The sequence below is a fragment of the Paenibacillus sp. BGI2013 genome, from assembly GCF_002843485.1.
Taxonomy (GTDB): domain Bacteria; phylum Bacillota; class Bacilli; order Paenibacillales; family Paenibacillaceae; genus Paenibacillus; species Paenibacillus amylolyticus.
The window spans coordinates 40,797-57,511 of sequence record NZ_PJFA01000025.1 but is presented as its reverse complement, the minus strand read 5'-3'; the positions used below and the strand labels follow the sequence as shown (position 1 = coordinate 57,511).

At 47.6% G+C, this 16,715-nt stretch carries 17 protein-coding genes; 14 read left to right on the top strand and 3 right to left on the bottom strand.

The window, feature by feature from the left end:
• Window positions 1-213: 213 nt before the first annotated feature.
• Both CXK86_RS31115 and CXK86_RS31110 read right to left on the bottom strand, forming a co-directional pair.
• Window positions 214-1,032, bottom strand: a complete 819-nt coding sequence (locus CXK86_RS31115) for a zinc ribbon domain-containing protein (RefSeq protein WP_076254963.1) — start codon at window positions 1,030-1,032, stop codon at window positions 214-216.
• A gap of 73 nt (window positions 1,033-1,105) precedes the next feature.
• Window positions 1,106-2,056, bottom strand: coding sequence for a helix-turn-helix transcriptional regulator (locus tag CXK86_RS31110; protein ID WP_076254961.1), 951 nt, complete (start codon window positions 2,054-2,056; stop codon window positions 1,106-1,108).
• An 84-nt stretch (window positions 2,057-2,140) separates the two neighbouring features.
• On the opposite strand from CXK86_RS31110, the gene CXK86_RS31105 reads away from it, so the two are divergent.
• The 7 genes from CXK86_RS31105 (at window position 2,141) to CXK86_RS31075 (ending at window position 6,652) form a co-directional block, all read left to right on the top strand.
• Entirely contained in the window at window positions 2,141-2,836 is a 696-nt protein-coding gene (locus tag CXK86_RS31105) for a response regulator transcription factor (RefSeq protein WP_036614121.1), read from the top strand.
• The gene (locus CXK86_RS31100; RefSeq protein ID WP_047841411.1) at window positions 2,829-3,917 is read left to right on the top strand and encodes a HAMP domain-containing sensor histidine kinase; all 1,089 of its coding nucleotides are present in this window, start codon (window positions 2,829-2,831) and stop codon (window positions 3,915-3,917) included. Before CXK86_RS31105 ends, CXK86_RS31100 begins: the two co-directional genes overlap by 8 nt.
• A 99-nt stretch (window positions 3,918-4,016) precedes the next feature.
• Window positions 4,017-4,880: a M15 family metallopeptidase gene (locus CXK86_RS31095; RefSeq protein WP_101315105.1), complete on the top strand. Its 864-nt coding sequence runs from the start codon at window positions 4,017-4,019 to the stop codon at window positions 4,878-4,880.
• A gap of 28 nt (window positions 4,881-4,908) precedes the next feature.
• Window positions 4,909-5,469, top strand: a complete 561-nt coding sequence (locus tag CXK86_RS31090) for a VanZ family protein (protein ID WP_101315104.1) — start codon at window positions 4,909-4,911, stop codon at window positions 5,467-5,469.
• A 13-nt stretch (window positions 5,470-5,482) separates the two neighbouring features.
• Window positions 5,483-5,692, top strand: coding sequence for a hypothetical protein (locus CXK86_RS31085; protein ID WP_047841414.1), 210 nt, complete (start codon window positions 5,483-5,485; stop codon window positions 5,690-5,692).
• A 214-nt stretch (window positions 5,693-5,906) separates the two neighbouring features.
• Complete coding sequence (locus CXK86_RS31080; RefSeq protein ID WP_047841415.1) at window positions 5,907-6,305, top strand: hypothetical protein; 399 nt, start codon at window positions 5,907-5,909, stop codon at window positions 6,303-6,305.
• Between the two features lie 32 nt (window positions 6,306-6,337).
• Entirely contained in the window at window positions 6,338-6,652 is a 315-nt protein-coding gene (locus CXK86_RS31075) for a hypothetical protein (RefSeq protein WP_047841416.1), read from the top strand.
• A 132-nt stretch (window positions 6,653-6,784) separates the two neighbouring features.
• Here the strand turns inward: CXK86_RS31075 and acnA are convergent, their stop codons facing one another.
• The gene (gene acnA / locus CXK86_RS31070) at window positions 6,785-9,499 is read right to left on the bottom strand and encodes an aconitate hydratase AcnA (RefSeq protein ID WP_036614112.1); all 2,715 of its coding nucleotides are present in this window, start codon (window positions 9,497-9,499) and stop codon (window positions 6,785-6,787) included.
• Window positions 9,500-9,882: 383 nt separating this feature from the next.
• On the opposite strand from acnA, the gene CXK86_RS31065 reads away from it, so the two are divergent.
• The 7 genes from CXK86_RS31065 to CXK86_RS31035 all read left to right on the top strand — a co-directional run bounded on the left by CXK86_RS31065 (window position 9,883) and on the right by CXK86_RS31035 (window position 16,585).
• Window positions 9,883-10,881: an amidase domain-containing protein gene (locus tag CXK86_RS31065; RefSeq protein ID WP_370511462.1), complete on the top strand. Its 999-nt coding sequence runs from the start codon at window positions 9,883-9,885 to the stop codon at window positions 10,879-10,881.
• Window positions 10,882-11,018: 137 nt separating this feature from the next.
• Window positions 11,019-12,119 carry a D-alanine--D-alanine ligase gene (locus tag CXK86_RS31060; RefSeq protein ID WP_036614110.1) on the top strand — a complete coding sequence of 367 codons (1,101 nt, stop codon included), beginning with the start codon at window positions 11,019-11,021 and terminating at the stop codon, window positions 12,117-12,119.
• Window positions 12,120-12,149: 30 nt separating this feature from the next.
• Entirely contained in the window at window positions 12,150-12,473 is a 324-nt protein-coding gene (locus CXK86_RS31055) for a hypothetical protein (RefSeq protein ID WP_036614107.1), read from the top strand.
• 155 nt (window positions 12,474-12,628) lie between these two features.
• On the top strand, window positions 12,629-13,630 hold the full coding sequence (gene uvsE / locus CXK86_RS31050) for a UV DNA damage repair endonuclease UvsE (RefSeq protein WP_074093415.1): 1,002 nt from the start codon (window positions 12,629-12,631) through the stop codon (window positions 13,628-13,630).
• A 107-nt stretch (window positions 13,631-13,737) separates the two neighbouring features.
• Window positions 13,738-14,601 carry an inositol monophosphatase family protein gene (locus CXK86_RS31045; protein WP_197997992.1) on the top strand — a complete coding sequence of 288 codons (864 nt, stop codon included), beginning with the start codon at window positions 13,738-13,740 and terminating at the stop codon, window positions 14,599-14,601.
• A gap of 164 nt (window positions 14,602-14,765) precedes the next feature.
• Complete coding sequence (locus tag CXK86_RS31040) at window positions 14,766-15,056, top strand: hypothetical protein (protein ID WP_101315103.1); 291 nt, start codon at window positions 14,766-14,768, stop codon at window positions 15,054-15,056.
• Window positions 15,057-15,262: 206 nt separating this feature from the next.
• Window positions 15,263-16,585, top strand: a complete 1,323-nt coding sequence (locus CXK86_RS31035; RefSeq protein WP_101315102.1) for an SGNH/GDSL hydrolase family protein — start codon at window positions 15,263-15,265, stop codon at window positions 16,583-16,585.
• The last annotated feature ends 130 nt before the right edge of the window (window positions 16,586-16,715 follow it).

Here is a 16,715-nt window from a genome sequence, read left to right as displayed (position 1 = left end):
GGGGGAACTGTTTTTGTTACGAGGTCCTAGCCCCTAAAACCGCCACGTTCTCCCGGCTTCCCCCATCGTAAAACGACCACAAAAAAAGGCCAACCAGTAATTACTGGCTAACCTGACAATACGAAAAACTGCCGAGCGAACCCGGCAGCTTGCTTGATATGAAGAAAGATGCGATGAAACTTTGATTCTGTCTGAGGTGGTATCGTGTTGGTTTTATCTACTTTGGCGAACAGCGATGTATATATCCACTTGTACACTTTCGGGATTCAGGCTGCGTTCATCATATAATTCAAAATCCCCGGTGAACGTACGATCGCTTTGTTTGTCCCATGCCCACACGGCTCCCCAAGCTTCGCCAACAACCTCTGCCATCGGTCCTTTTCTGGAAGTGAATACGGCGTAAGTTGTAGGAGGGAGTAAAATGTCGTCCAGTCCTTCAGGCAATGATTCGTTCGGACTGACCTCATGCCCTACCAGTATGGTGTATTCTCCGGTTATCCCATCGGTGTAATCCGTGTAACAACCATAGCGAACAACTTCAGGTGCAGGGAGGTGCTCTGAGGAAAAATAATTGTTCCAGAGTCCCTGAATACAACCTTTGCCACTGATCTCAATGGCGTTGGTTGTGCGGGCGGATACGCCGGCAAGACGTTTGCCAGGGAGCGTGACATAACGAACGGGCTGGGCAGAGAACGAATGCTCTGTTGTTACCTGACCAGGCTTAGCGGAAGCAGTAGAGTTTTCAGCGAGAGATTCTGTATGTTGATCCGTTGTATTCGTGCGCCAACGCTTCAAAAAAGGAAGCTGGTTGCGTAGCATCGAACGAGCGGATTCCTCATCCATACCTTCGTCCTTCAGAATGGCAGTGCACATCTCCGTCATGCCTTCAAGTGACATACCAGGCTGCTCAAACTTGCCCTCTTTGTAACAATAGATACAGTACTCACGGGTTGTACTTCCATCTGCTTCCGTTCCGAATTGGGCAGGGGTTGTGAGCGGCATGCCGCAGCTTTGACATACAGTGACGTTCATGATTAATTCCTCCTCATATATGTACAGATTGAATATATCTGAAGTATACGGGTAGGAACTGGACAGCTGTCTGTCAGGTTTGAGTCGGAGGTATATAATTTTGTACAATTTGCTCCGCGATACGGCAGATTTCATCCCGAATATGCTGAGGTTCCAATACTTCAACGTCCGCGCCGAAGCCCAGAATGAATCCATATAACCAGCCATCCTCGGGAAAAGCAACCTGGCTGATATAATACCCAGTCCCATCAGGCATGACGTTCTCGATCCCAAACCATTCTTCCGCAATATGACGGACGCGAGCATGGAATTTCAAGGTTATCCTAGCTTGATTGTCCGGGCGGCTCCATTCCTGTTGCCAGGGTCTGTCCTGTGGGTTGATGACTTTACGCTCGAAGTGCTCATTAGCAAGCGTGACATCTTGCATGCGCACAAGCTTGAACATGCGAAATTGATTCCGCTCGTGACAAAAAGCATACAGGTACCAGGAATGCTTCTTGAGTACGATGGTATGAGGGTCGGCAGTTCGGTGAGTATGGATACCTTCCGCACTGCAGTAGGTAAAGGTTACGGGGCGTAATTGATCCATACCCTGTTCGATAAGTTCAAGCTTGATTTTCAGCGCTTCGGGATGCGTCCAGGTTGAGTAATCCACGATGAATCGATTGGTATTGGCCTGAAAATCGTCATTTTTGGATTCAGGTACGATACTGCTGAGTTTTTCGACCAGAAGCTCTCGCGCCGCATTAGCATGGGAAGTGGATACACTGCGCAGTGCAGTGACGATGGAGGCGAGGTCCTTGTCTGTTAATACGTTTCGATCCAGACGGTAACCCTCTGCCAGACCAATCCCACCGCTTGCCCCCTGATATGTCACCACGGGGATGCCTGCTTGACCCAATGTATCGATGTCCCGATAGATGGTCCGGATCGATACTTCGAACATATCTGCCAAGTCTTTGGCTTGCACCCGTCCACGATTGATTAGCAACACCACGATGGCTAATAAACGCTCCAGTTTCATATGTATGGATTCCTTTCATTGGTTTATCTGTTGGATTCAAATATGTTATATTGTTGAGCATCACACATAGGAGTGGAATAAGCAATGAAGCGAATTACGATTCTGATCGCAGACGATGAAGTTGAGATCGCTGATCTGGTTGCTTTACATTTACAAAAAGAAGGATATCACACCATCAAGGCCTTTGACGGGAAGGCTGCGGTTCAAGCTGTTCAGACCCAAGCGATAGATTTGGCGATTCTGGACATTATGATGCCTGGCATGGATGGGTATGAGGTGACCCGTAAAATTCGGGAACAGCATCATTTACCGATCATTTTCCTAAGTGCCAAAACGTCTGATATGGACAAAATTACGGGACTCGTGATGGGCGCGGACGATTATATGACCAAACCGTTCAATCCGATGGAGCTTGTTGCCCGGGTTAACTCCCAGTTGCGTCGTTCTCTGCAATTCAGCCAGTCTGCACCTGTTCAGAGGTCCATTCTGGAGAAGGGTGGGCTCATTATCACGCCAGATCAACATCGCGTTACACTCTACGGCAAACCAGTGGAACTAACACCGAAGGAGTTTGACATTCTGTATCTGCTCGCGAGCCACCCCAAGCAGGTGTTCAGTGCAGAAAATATTTTTGAACAGGTGTGGGGAGAAGCCTATTACGAGAGTGGGAATACCGTGATGGTCCACATTCGGACCCTGCGCAAAAAGCTGGGGGAAGATGTGAACAAGAACAAGTTTATCAAAACCATCTGGGGTGTGGGGTACACGTTTAATGACTAAACGAAGAAGTTTTCGTACAACCATGATTATGTTGTTAGGGTTAAGCATGCTTGCCTCTGGTGCAATTACCTATGGGATTTACAAGCTTATGCAAGCCTATTATTCGGGTGTCCGTGCAGAAGATCAGCTCGCTGAATATCGTCATTTTATGAGAAGTATCGGGGATATCTATTTCTTCCTGATCTTATTTATCCCACTTGCCATTCTATTTTTCTTCTGGTTTACCAAGCCCTACGCGACGTATTTCAAGGACATTTCTACAGGGATCAGGCATTTGGCCAACGGTGACTTTCAGCATCGTGTGCAGATCTCCTCGAAGGACGAGTTAGGTACGATTGCGGAGGATGTGAATTTGGCAAGTGAGAAGCTAAGGGAAGCGGTAGAACGAGGGGATTTTGCTGAAAATAGTAAGGACCAGCTTGTTGTCAATCTGGCGCATGACCTGCGAACACCGCTGACGTCTGTGCTTGGATATTTGGATCTGCTCATGAAGGATGATCAGCTAACGGAGGAGCAGGTACGGCACTTTACGTCGATTGCATTCACCAAATCACAGCGTCTGGAGAAGCTGATTGATGATTTGTTCGAAATTACCCGTATGAATTATGGCATGCTGCCTATAAACAAGACACAGCTGGATCTTAGCGAACTGCTGAAGCAGATGAACGAAGAGCTCTATCCTGTATTTGAAAAGAACCAACTAGTCGCCCGACTAAAAATAGACACTGACCTTACGGTCTCCGGTGATGGCGAGCTACTGGCTCGTGTGTTCGAGAATCTGCTAATTAACGCTGCACGGCATGGCAAGGATGGCATGTACGTAGATATTAATGGATATCGGGATGCAGAACAGGTCATCATTCAGGTAATTAACTATGGTGGACATATTCGTCCAGAGGAATTGCCACATATCTTTGATATGTATTACACCGGAGATCGTGCCAGGACCCCTCAGGAGGGTGGGACAGGCCTTGGACTGTTTATCGCTCGTAATATTGTGGAGCAGCATGACGGTATGATCTCGGCTCAGAGCGACGTGGTACGGACGTTATTCGAGGTTCGTTTGCCCGTCTTCCAATAAGGTTGACGTCAAAATTTAAGAAAAACTTTAAAATTGCCCTGCTTTTTCTTTAACTTGTGTTGTCTATCCTTGATGTATGAGGTAAAAGGAGGAACAAGCATGAAGAAGTGGGGCTTTTTGATATGTATTATTTTGATCGGATATATAGTTACGCAATCACCGGGATGGATTCAGCAGAAGGATGAGTTGCCCATCGAGATTCAGAATACGCGTGAAAATCCCGCAGGTTATACCGTATCCGTCACCGGAAACATTCAGGATCAGGTACATAAGGGCAATTTGTTACTGGTTGATAAGCAATACCCCGTTCACCCGGAAGGAGTTAAATCCGATATTGTATATGTGGCACATGAGGATGATCTGCTTCGTGGATATGGGATACTGGATCAGAAAATCATGTTATCACGACAGGTGGCGCAGGAGTTTCAGAGGATGGTTGAAGCAGCAGGCGAAGAGGGAGTCCGATATTTTCTCGTCAGCAGTGGGTACAGGGACTTTGAAAAGCAGGACGAGTTATATCGGGAAAAGGGTTCAGATTATGCGCTTCCTGCGGGACACAGTGAGCACAATCTTGGGTTATCCCTGGATATCGGCTCGAGCTTGGCTGCCATGAATGGAGCACCAGAGGGTGCTTGGCTGGAGAAGAATGCATGGAAATACGGATTTATTTTACGTTACCCAAAGGATAAAGTGCGCATCACCGGTATTCAGTATGAACCATGGCACTTTCGATATGTAGGGCTACCGCACAGTGCTGTCATGTATAAGAATAATCTGGTGCTTGAAGAGTATCTCGATATGCTTAAAGAGAAAGAGAACATTACTGTGGAAGTAGAGGGTGAGCAGTATCATATCCGCTATTATCGGGCCACCCGAGACACAACCGTTTACATACCTGAGCAAGGACAAACTGAAATATCGGGTGATAACATGGATGGTGTCATTGTCACCGTAAAGAAATAACAGGGCAACACAAAGGAGGCGAAACAACATGAAGCACAACAACCAGAAGAAAAGCAAACATTACATCCTTTGGATTGCCGTTTTCATTATCTATGTATATCTACTTACGAAGCTGATCCTTTTTAAAGGAAGCCCGGTCGATTTGGGCATCGTGAAGGATCGACTGATGGCGTTCTTGCAACAACCGGATCTGGTCCATAACCGAACCGTCAACCTGACACCATTTCAGGAAATCTCACGAGACTGGAACAGTCTGTCGTTACATCGTCCTGGCACCGCAATCCATCTGGTAGGCAATATACTGGCCTTTATCCCTCTGGGCATCTTCATCCCTGTGTTGACGGGCAACAAGTTATTCTCTGGAGTAAAGGTAATCTTGCTGTCTCTGCTGCTCAGTCTGGGCTATGAAGTGACACAGTTAGTGACTGGTATGGGCATATTTGATGTGGATGATTTGATGCTTAATACACTCGGCGGCTTCATTGGATATATTGTTTTCACTATGGCTATGGGTCTGAAAAAGGTGTTGGTGGGAGGAGAATCCCGCGTGACGACGAAAAAGTTAAATTCTAAGGAAAGTCACGTGTAAGGAGGGGAAGAACTTGATTATAATGGCTGTACTGTTCATTAGCGTAGGGCTAATATTTCTCGTGTATCCACACAAGGTAACGGATGCTTCGGAAAAACAGATTACGGAGCGAGTAATCATGTCTAGATGGGTTGGAGGCTCGTTAATTGCTCTGTCGTGTCTGTTTCTGATCATGGGCACGATTCAACTGTTAGATCAAGCCTCACATCATATTGGACATTAGAAGGTAGTTGGCCTTGAAGCAACGGAGGACACACACATACTGAAACCACAGCTCCCCGTAACGTGCAGAGTGCACTTTACGAGGAGTTTTTTAGTGTTTCATAAGGTCCCAAATTCAGGAGAGGATCAGTGAACTTTGCGAGTAACATCGTAAATGAGGTAGAGTAGAGATGATGCGTTAGTACCTATTTCTTACAAAAAAAGGAGGACATACATTGTATTCATTAGCTAAAGAACTAGCAGGAACCATGAAAGCCATTATGCAAATTGAAAGCGCAATTGCTGAAGCTAAGATTCATCACTACGATGAAGAAGTAGTGCGTGATTTAGAACAGAAAAGAACTGATCTGATAAGAGTTTGTACACGTGATGAGTTGCTGGTGATAAAAACAGTCATGAAAGTGGGACAATCGGAGAGAGGATATCGTCATTATTTCAATTCGAATGATGTTGAGATTATTTATCTCCCTGTTGAGTTAAACGAGCATGAGTTGATGAAGAAATATTCCTATTATCTTATACATAAGACTGAACGCGAACTTGCGGATAGCATTGAGTACTATACCGCTGTGTCGGAACAACTGAGAGAAGGTATGGAGATCTTAAAACTCTAAACTGTGATCTGTAAGTTCTAGGAGGCTTGTAAATGTTAATGAAAATTGTTGTATATCACTTTGATGTGTTCTACTATTACGTTCCCAATCAATATGCAGGAAAAATTGGCGAGTGGAGAGGAGAATTTATCGATTTTTTGCAGAGCCTAGAGTATAAGCACCCATTCACCCTGTATATCGAGTCTATTGATCATGAGGGAAATACGGAATATGCTCACTTTATCCGTAGTTACGGGGCGGATGATTTTGTGGACTGGATCAACGTGGAGAAATTAAACTGCAGAGGTGTATATCGTATTCCTGAACCACCTGATGATTCAGAAGTTGGATTAAATTTTGAGTTTTAAGTGATAAGAATCTACTCATAATTAAATTGATGATGCATATCGACAGTTAAATAAAAAGCTCCCCGCCACGTGCTGATTGCACGTAATGGGGAGCTTTTCTGTATAACTTCATCACATTAATGATTTATATCATTAAGCTTTTTTCATCATTTGACGCAATACAGTTTGCAGGATACCGCCGTTATGGTAGTAATCCACGTCAACCATGCTGTCCAGACGAGCGATGACAGGGAATTCGAACTGTGTACCGTCTTCACGAGTTACGGTTACTTTCAACTCTTGTCCTGGCTTCACATCATTGCTGAGGCCAGTAATGTCATACGTTTCACGTCCGTTCAGACCAAGGCTGGACCAGCCGTGACCTTCCTGGAATTGCAATGGCATTACGCCCATGCCGACCAGGTTACTACGGTGAATCCGCTCGAAGCTTTCTGCGATAACGGCTTTGACGCCGAGCAAGAATGTTCCTTTTGCCGCCCAGTCACGGGAGCTTCCTGTACCATACTCTTTACCTGCGATAACGATCAGGTTCTGTCCTTCATCCTGATACTTCATGGAAGCATCGTAGATGGACATTTCCTCGTCCGTTGGCAGGTACTTCGTGATACCGCCTTCTGTACCAGGAGCCACCTGGTTACGAATACGAATGTTGGCAAACGTACCACGCATCATGACTTCATGGTTACCACGGCGTGAACCGTAGGAGTTGAAGTCTTTGCGCTCTACGCCATGTTCTTTCAGGTACAGTCCAGCCGGGCTGGATGGTGCAATATTACCTGCTGGCGAGATGTGATCCGTTGTTACGGAATCCGCAAGCAATGCCATAACGCGTGCAGAACGGATATCTGCGATATCGTTCAACTTGTCGCCAAGCTCCTGGAAGAACGGAGGATTCTGAATGTACGTGGAGTTCGGATCCCACTCGTACAGTTCACCTTCCGGTACAGAAATTGAATTCCAACGCTCATTGGCTGTAAATACATTCTCGTACTTGTTGCGGAACATCTGAGCGTTCAGGGAACTAGCGATGGTATCCTTGATTTCCTCGGAGGTAGGCCAGAGGTCTTTCAGGAATACAGGCTCATTGTTCGTATCATAACCGATTGGATCGGTTTCAAAGTCAATATTTACGGTACCCGCAAGTGCATATGCCACAACGAGTGGTGGTGATGCCAGGTAGTTGGCTTTAACCTGTGCGTGTACACGGCCTTCGAAGTTACGGTTACCGGACAATACAGCCGCTACGGTCATATCGTTCTCAGCAATAGCTTCGCTCACTTCGTCCGGCAGTGGGCCGGAGTTACCGATACATGTTGCACAACCGTAGCCCGCAACGTTGAATCCGAGTTTGTCGAGATACGTGATCAGACCTGCTTTTTCCAGGTACTCGGTAACCACAAGGGAACCTGGTGTCAGACTGCTTTTCACATATCCTGGTTTGGTCAGGCCGCGTTCAACTGCTTTTTTCGCCAGTAGTCCCGCTCCAACCATAACACTTGGATTCGAAGTGTTCGTACAACTTGTGATCGCCGCGATTACAACAGCGCCTGCCTTCAGTTCACTGTTGGAGCCGTCCGGATGCTTCACAGGTACGGATTGTTCGATTTTCTCATCGCTCAAACCGTAGCCGCCTTTATCTACAGGTGTGCGAATGATGCTGTTGAAGCTTTCTTTCATTTGTGTCAGCTCGATGCGATCTTGTGGACGTTTTGGTCCTGCAAGACTTGGTACAACAGAGCCGAGATCCAGTTCAATCACATCTGTGAATTCAGGATCAACGGTGCTTGAAGTACGGAACATGCCTTGAGCTTTGTAATAAGCTTCAACCAATTCTACCTGCTCGTCAGGACGGCCAGTGTTACGCAGATAGTTCAATGTTTCACTATCAACAGGGAAGAAACCGATCGTTGCGCCATATTCTGGTGCCATGTTGGCTACTGTTGCACGGTCAGCCAGACCGATGTTGGCAAGACCTGGTCCGTAGAACTCTACGAATTTACCAACAACGCCCTTTTTACGAAGCAATTGGGTAACGGTCAGTGCCAGATCCGTTGCTGTTGCGCCTTCACTCAGGCTGCCTGTCAGTTTGAAACCGATAACGTCCGGTGTTACAAAATAAAGCGGTTGGCCCAGCATACCTGCTTCAGCCTCAATACCACCAACACCCCAACCAACAACACCAAGTCCGTTGATCATGGTGGTGTGGGAGTCTGTACCTACGAGGGAATCCGGGAATACAACGGTTTCGCCGTCCACGGTTTTTGTTGCTGCCACGGAAGCCAGATACTCCAGGTTAACCTGGTGAACGATCCCTGTGGATGGTGGAACTGCACGGAAGTTGTTGAATGCCGTTTGCGCCCAACGCAAGAAGCGGTAACGCTCTTCATTACGCTCAAACTCAACTTTGATATTGTAATCAAGTGCATCGTTGGTACCAAAAGCATCAACCATAACGGAGTGGTCGATAACGAGATCGACCGGTACGAGCGGGTTGATCTGTTTTGGATCGCCGCCTGCTTTTTTCACAGTATCACGCATTGCAGCGAGGTCAACGACAACCGGTACACCGGTGAAATCCTGCAGAACGATACGTGCAGGGATGAATGGAATTTCCTTGTTATTGTCACGGCCATCTGCCCAGCCGGTCAGTTGTTTTACGTGTTCTTCGGTGATAGCACGTCCGTCGAATTGACGAATTGCTGCTTCAAGCAACACTTTAATGGAGAAAGGAAGCCTGGAAAGATCGCCGTGGCCGTTTTCCTGAAGAGCATCGAGACTGTAGTAGCGGTAAGACTTGCCTCCAACCTCAAGACTGCGAGCGGCGGAGAAATGATTCTTTGCTGACATACATGTACCTCCTTGGGATGTGTCGGTGAGATGAAGAAAACGTTCATTTAGGTGAAGAACAGGCCTTCATCGTTCCGTGTTCTTGTTCGTTAGTTTCATCAGATGAAACGTAATTTCATAATCATAACTTTAGTTTTAAGTATACCGTTTTCACCTCCGTACGTAAAGGTCTTTTTGCCTGATCAAGCAAGCTTTTGGACCGATGAAGGCGTTTTCGTGAAGCGAGCAGGAATAAGATATCTCGTGTACCTGTATTTGCTGAATTTCGGATCTCCTTCCTGAGCCGTGTACATACAACCGAAGACCCTTTCATATGAATAGTAGGAGTTTATATACGCAATGAAATATTCCAGACAGAACTCATGCCAAAGGGGGACATAGGCTTGGAACGGGAATGGAAGAGTGCCTTATATACTTACGTAAACCAGTACAATCGCTGTGAGATCGACTACCGTCCACAGACCAGCGAACGGATCGTTACCGATCCTGACTTCGTGGTGGAACGGGGAGAGCGTATGGCAAGGCTGGACGAATGGTATCGTAAGCGGCGCGCCGTGCCTCTTCGCAGCGAGACCAGCGCCAAGCTTGTGCGCACGCTTATGGATGGCCAGGAAGAAGCGGTGGTGGATGTACAATTGTACAGCAGACTGTTCTACGAGAAGAGCGGGATCACCCACCGGGAGGACCGGATTGAGCGGGAGCGGTTAACCTTTCTGCGGCAGAGTGGTGGATGGATCATTGGACGGGTCGAGCGAGAAGTGCCGGAGCGTCGCCCTGCTGGGGAAGGACGTCCGTTTCAACAAGCTGATTTTGTACAGGCGATGAATCGTCCGCTGCTGAATCGGGAAGTGTTGGGTCAAGGAAGAAGCTCACGGCAACAGTCATATCGCAGAGATCTGGCGGTTGCCTATGCAGATCGATGGTGGAATGCGGGGAATCCGGCATTTGAGGAATTTGATGTGGATTGTACCAATTACGTGTCCCAATGTCTCTTTGCAGGGGGCGCACCCATCCACTATACTGGTAGAAGAGAAGCCGGCTGGTGGTATAAAGGGTATGTGAACGGCTCCGAAATGTGGAGTTACAGTTGGGCAGTTTCCAACAGTCTGGAGCGTTATTTGTCAGGCAGCAGCTGGGGTCTGACCGCGACAGAAGTGGAGCGTCCTGAGCAGCTGATGCTCGGCGATGTTATTCTCTACGATTGGGATGGAGATGGACGATTTCAGCACAGCACCGTTGTGACCGCGTTTGATGCAGGCGGTATGCCGCTTGTTAACGCACATACGGTTAGCAGCCGTCACCGCTTTTGGGATTACCGGGATTCTTACGCTTGGACGGAGCGGACGGTATACCGGCTTTTCCATATTGCAGATGAGTTTTGATGACGAAAGATTTTCGGGATGCGGTGACGCAGACATCCAGTTCCGTGTAAAATAAGACCAGATAATGCAAGCAGAATAACAAGGGTGCTGAGCATGCAAGCATGACAGCATCAGGCACAGATAATCGGAGGGTACACATGAGTATGGATAAATTAAAAGTAGGCGTCGTGTACGGCGGAAAATCGGGCGAGCATGAGGTGTCGCTGCAAACGGCGTTTGCTGTAACAAACGCATTTGATTATGAAAAGTATGAACTAGTTCCTTTTTATATCTCCAAGCAGGGGACGTGGAAAAAAGGACCTGTCATGCATGCGCCGTTCGCGCAGATTGAAGACTTGAAGCTGGAGCAATCGGCGGGTGGAACGCAGGATGCACTGAACGCCCTGTTTGGCCGTTTGTATGGCGGAGCAGAAGCGCTGGACGTGATGTTCCCTCTGCTGCATGGTACGTTTGGAGAGGATGGTACCATTCAGGGCATGTTTGAGATGGCGGATATGCCATATGTAGGTGCAGGTGTACTGGCTTCTGCTGGCGGCATGGACAAAGTGGTCATGAAAAAGCTGTTTGCACAGGCTGGCATTGACCAATGTGCCTTTACGTATTTTAACGCGACACAATGGAAGCAGACAGAGCACGAAATGATCGTACAGGTCGAAGATCAGCTGGGGTATCCTTGTTTTATCAAACCGGCAAATCTGGGCTCCAGTGTAGGCATCTCCAAAGCACGTAACCGCGATGAGTTGAAGACAGCTGTCGAGTTTGCACTTCGGTATGACACGAAGGTTGTCATTGAGGAGTTCGTTGAAGCACGCGAGGTTGAAGTCAGCGTCCTCGGCAATGACGAGCCCATGGCTTCCGTTCCAGGTGAGATCGTATCCTCCGGTGAGTATTATGACTATGCAGCTAAGTATATTGATGGTCAATCACAGATGCTGATTCCAGCTCCACTGGACCCAGAGGCCGCAGATCGCATTCGCGAGGCAGCTTTGCAGGCGTTCCGTGCGATTGAAGGTAACGGTATTTCACGTGCCGACTTCTTCATTCGGAAAAATGACGGCGCTTTGCTTATTAATGAAGTCAACACCATGCCTGGTTTCACACCATACAGCATGTATCCACTTCTTTGGCGTGAGACAGGTGTATCGTATGCCGAACTGCTGGATCGCATGATTGAACTGGCACTGGAGCGTTACAACCGCAAGCAGGCACTGAATTACGAGAACGGCGTACAGGCGTAGCCTGCGACCACAAGATCAGGAGGGATATGCATGGGATTTCAGACTGAATTCAATTCCGTATGCAAGTTCAAGAATGAGCAGGAGCTGTTCGAACTGCTTGAATACGGACGCGGCAAAATGGTCAAACAGGGCTTCCGGGTATTTCCTACCGGCCAGAAAGTGATTGCATACACACCGGATAACGTGGCTGTAGCCATCGTCAAGATCGTGGTTTCCATTGCGGAGATCAACTTCCAGGGGCAAGAGGTAACCGAGGTGGAGATGCAACTCATCCGCAAATTGACTGAGGAAGAATCACGCATTCAGACTGCCCTTGCGGATGAGATGTTCTTTGGGGAGCAAGCACAGGAGTAGTTGTTGACTGTAAGTGCGGGTCGGAAGGACGGATTTGCCAGAATACGATTATGGTCACTCTTTTAGGGTAAAACTTGGTTATATACAGTGACGGTACATCCTGACGGCTGAATATGCCGTGTGGGTTCTCCGCCCTAATAGAGAGGAAGAGATTCATGCTCGTACGCTTTGGTTACGTGGCAATGTCCGTGCTTATAGAGAACGCCTCGCCTTCCCGGACCATGACCATGTCGAGTTTTAACAAAATCGATGACAGGGAAGCGGCGATCCGCAAGCTCGAACGGATTGCAGCCGAGAACCTGCACAATACATTACGTTTGCTCAGGCACAACAAGGGTAGCCATATTCATGTATATCGCTTCTCTTCCAAATTGATTCCACTGGCAACACACGAAGACCTGAATGACTGGGACCCGTTCCCGGCACTGAAGCAGGACTTTGCGGCCATTGGTGATTTTGTGAAGGAAAATCATATGCGTGTGTCCTTTCATCCGGATCATTTTACCGTACTTAGTACCCCCCGCGAGCAAGTTCTGCACAACTCGATTCGCGACCTTCGTCATCATGTTCGGATGCTGGATGCCATGGGGCTGAATGCCACTGCCAAGAACAATATACATATTGGTGGTGCATACGGGGACAAGCCTTCGGCGGCGCTTCGTTTTGAAGAAAACTTTTTGAAGCTGGATCGGGACATTCAGGAGCGGCTCACACTCGAAAATGATGACAAAACGTTCAATGCGCCTGAGACACTTGCCGTGTGCCAGCGCTTGGGATTGCCCATGGTACTTGATATCCATCACCATTGGGTGAACAACGAAGGAGAACAGGCATGGGATCTGTGGCCTGATATTCTAAAGACCTGGCAGTCACCGCTTGCCCAGGCCGATTCACCGGCTGATCAGCCATTGCCACCCAAAATCCATGTCTCCAGTCCAAAGAGTGAGAAGGATCTGCGAGGTCATGCCGATGGTGTGGAGGTAGAGCCTGTGCTCGATTTCTTGCGTCATATCGCAGCAGACACCCCAAGACTTGACGTGATGATTGAGGCCAAACGCAAGGATGAGGCTCTTGTGCAACTGATGCAGAAGCTGGCATTCTATCACGAAGAGGGTGTGGAGTGGGTGGACGAGTCTACCGTCATCATTCATCCGTAGTGCCAAAAGGGGCCTGGGCAACGAGAAACTTTATGACCTGTGGGGCGTATACTTTTAACAAGTATTTCAACTTTTCGTAGATTGATATAGAAAGTAGAGTGAACGCTTTGAATGAGAAGGAAAAGACACCTTATGTCGTGACAAGCAAAAGCTATACTGCCGTTGCCATTAATGCAGCTTCCAAAGCTGGCGAATGGATCAAAAGCCGTCTTGGGACGGTAGCTGAACTTGGTACCAAATATTCACCCCAAGATCTGGTGACCGAAGTGGATAAAGGAGCGGAGCAGATGATCCGCCGCCTGATTCTCACGCATTTTCCCCACCATGCCATTCTGGGTGAAGAGGGCGTTGAACCGGGACCGGAAGCTTCGGCAAAAGCACTGAAAGAGGCTGAGGAAGAAGAGTTCCTGTGGATTGTTGATCCTGTGGATGGAACGACGAACTTTGTACATGGATTTCCGTTTTATTCGGTGTCCATCGCATTGGCTCACAATGGTGAAGTCATTGTCGGCGTGATCTACGACCCTTCCCGTGATGAGATGTTTGTTGCGGAAAAAGGGAAAGGGGCATATGTTCACGGAAACCGGATGCTTGTATCTGGTGAACAAGAACTGGCTCAGAGCCTGATTGCGGTTGGATTCCCGGCAGACACAACCTTTGCGTTGCCACTGAATATGGCCGCTGTGCAGGCGCTTGCTCCGCAAGTTCGTAACTTGCGTGCAGGCGGATCTGCCGCCCTCCATCTGGCATATGTTGCCGCAGGACGCCTCAGCGCCTACACCGAAGTTGGATTGAAACCGTGGGATATTGCCGCAGGTGCACTGTTGGTTGAAGAATCAGGTGGCAAGGTGACCGATACCATCGGAACACCTTATCAACTGTCTGTGAACCATGTCGTTGCCAGCAATGGCAAAATCCATGATGCACTGACGGATGTGCTGAAGGAAGCGAAAGCAACCGGTCTGGAGTGAGTTTATTCAACTCATCTGCTCGCCTTTATCACCGGATTTCTACCTGGAAAAGGGAATCAAAGAAATCTGGGGATAACAGCGATCGGAAGATGGTTCTGTACACGAAGTGAAAGTACAATAGTATGGTTAACGCATGTATGACTTTAATTAAAGGAGCGAAAACAATGGATGAATCCAAAGAACTGGAACGACGGCTCAGTGATATGCTGACGGAAGGGGACATGGAAGAGTCCGGCGACACCAATCAGCGTGAACGCCAGCTGATTCCTCCAAAATATGAAGTGCGAATCCAGACAGAACGTGATCCAATTGTTGAGGAAACGTTAAAGTACCGGAAGATGGCACGTGAAGTGGATGATCGTTATGATCGATATCTGGAGCGAGCTACCGGGAACAAACCGGAGAGCGACAAGGGTCATTTGATTGCTGAAGACTCAAATAAGCCGCAATCTTAACTAATCACTGAACGTCATAGCTGAGCTTAACCAGTAACAGACTCCCCTTCAGGGAGTCTGTTATTTCATGTGTGCTCTCAGTGGAGAGGACAACGCCTACTTTAAAATGATAGAATAGAGTAACACCAACCAATGTCATTGGAATGACCAATGTACTATATATTAGTGTAAATTATTATAGATTTGCGAGAAGGAGTGTTACCTGAATGAAGCGTAAACGTATATGGGAAAATACAGCTGCCGGTTTAACGGTAAGCATGTTGGCAGGAATGCTGCTCTTTACATCATCTGCATTGCCTGCACACGCGGCTGACACCAAAACCGGTGTATTGCCAGCGGGTACAAACGAGACTTCGCTGACAGCGAAGAAAGATGCAGTAGCCGTAACCAAGGAGTTCCGCATCGTCACATTGGGAGATTCCATAACGGTAGGTTATGAGCCCAACACAAAAGAATTGCCTTATGGTTATGTAGAACGTCTCCATGAGCAAGGTTTGCTGCATGGACGTACACAGGTGGACAACTACGGGATTGCCGGATTGAAAACCAGTGGTCTGAAAAACTTTACTACTGCAATTAAGGATGGCAAAACGCTGACTTCTGAAGCCATTCAACCAAGTCTTCCTGATCCAAGAGCGGGACAGATCGGAGCCAATACTGCTGCAATCCGTGAGAGTGTAGCACAGGCCAATCTGGTTGCAATTACCATTGGGGGAAATGATGTATCTGAGCTTCTCGGTACAGCAGACAAACTGAGTGATCAGGATCTGCAAACCAAGGTAAAAGAATTACTCGCAACATATACAGCCAACGTTAGTGCAACGATTAATGATATCCATGAAATTAATCCGACAGCTACAATTGTCATCGCCGACCAGTATCAACCGATGCCAGAAGTAGCAGGCAAGGCACTTTATGCCAAACTGATGGAGGCATCTCAAGGTTTCACACAGACCATTGATGGCATTGCAGCACAATTCACTGCTCAGGGTACCGATGTCAAAGTCGCACACGTGGCCAAGGAGTTTGTTGGTGGTGAAGGCACGATGACACATATGATCAAAGATCGTGATTTCCACCCGAACCAATTTGGATATGCGGCCATTGCCGAAGTATTTGCCAAAACGATCTGGGGCGACTACACGAAGCTGACTACACCTGCGACAGGTGAGCCGATGAACATTATTGTGAGTGGCAAAACATTAAATACACCGTACAAACCGATTATCCGTAACGGCAAAAACTTTGTGGCGATTCAAGACATCGTGAATGCTGTCGGGGCTACTACGGTGTGGGATAACAAGACTTCAACCGCAACCATTACATATGGAGACCGGAAAGTTGCTGTGAAGATTGGTGCCAATGCTGTGAAGGTAAATGGAGCATCGGTTACTGTGGATACACCTGCATTCCTGAATAAGGTAGGCACAGAGTCCAAAACATATGTACCACTTGCCATGGTGGCTGAAGGTCTTGGATTTGATGTGCAGTATGTAGCGAAGCTGAAAACTGTTTTTGTTAATCCGTAAATTGTATTTCATACTTTAACATGATGTTATTCAACAGCCAGAATCCCTTGATCTGTTCAAGGTATTCGGGCTGTTTTGTGTTCTTTTTGAGTTGCTGACACAGATGTATACCTTCTCTAATGACCTAAAA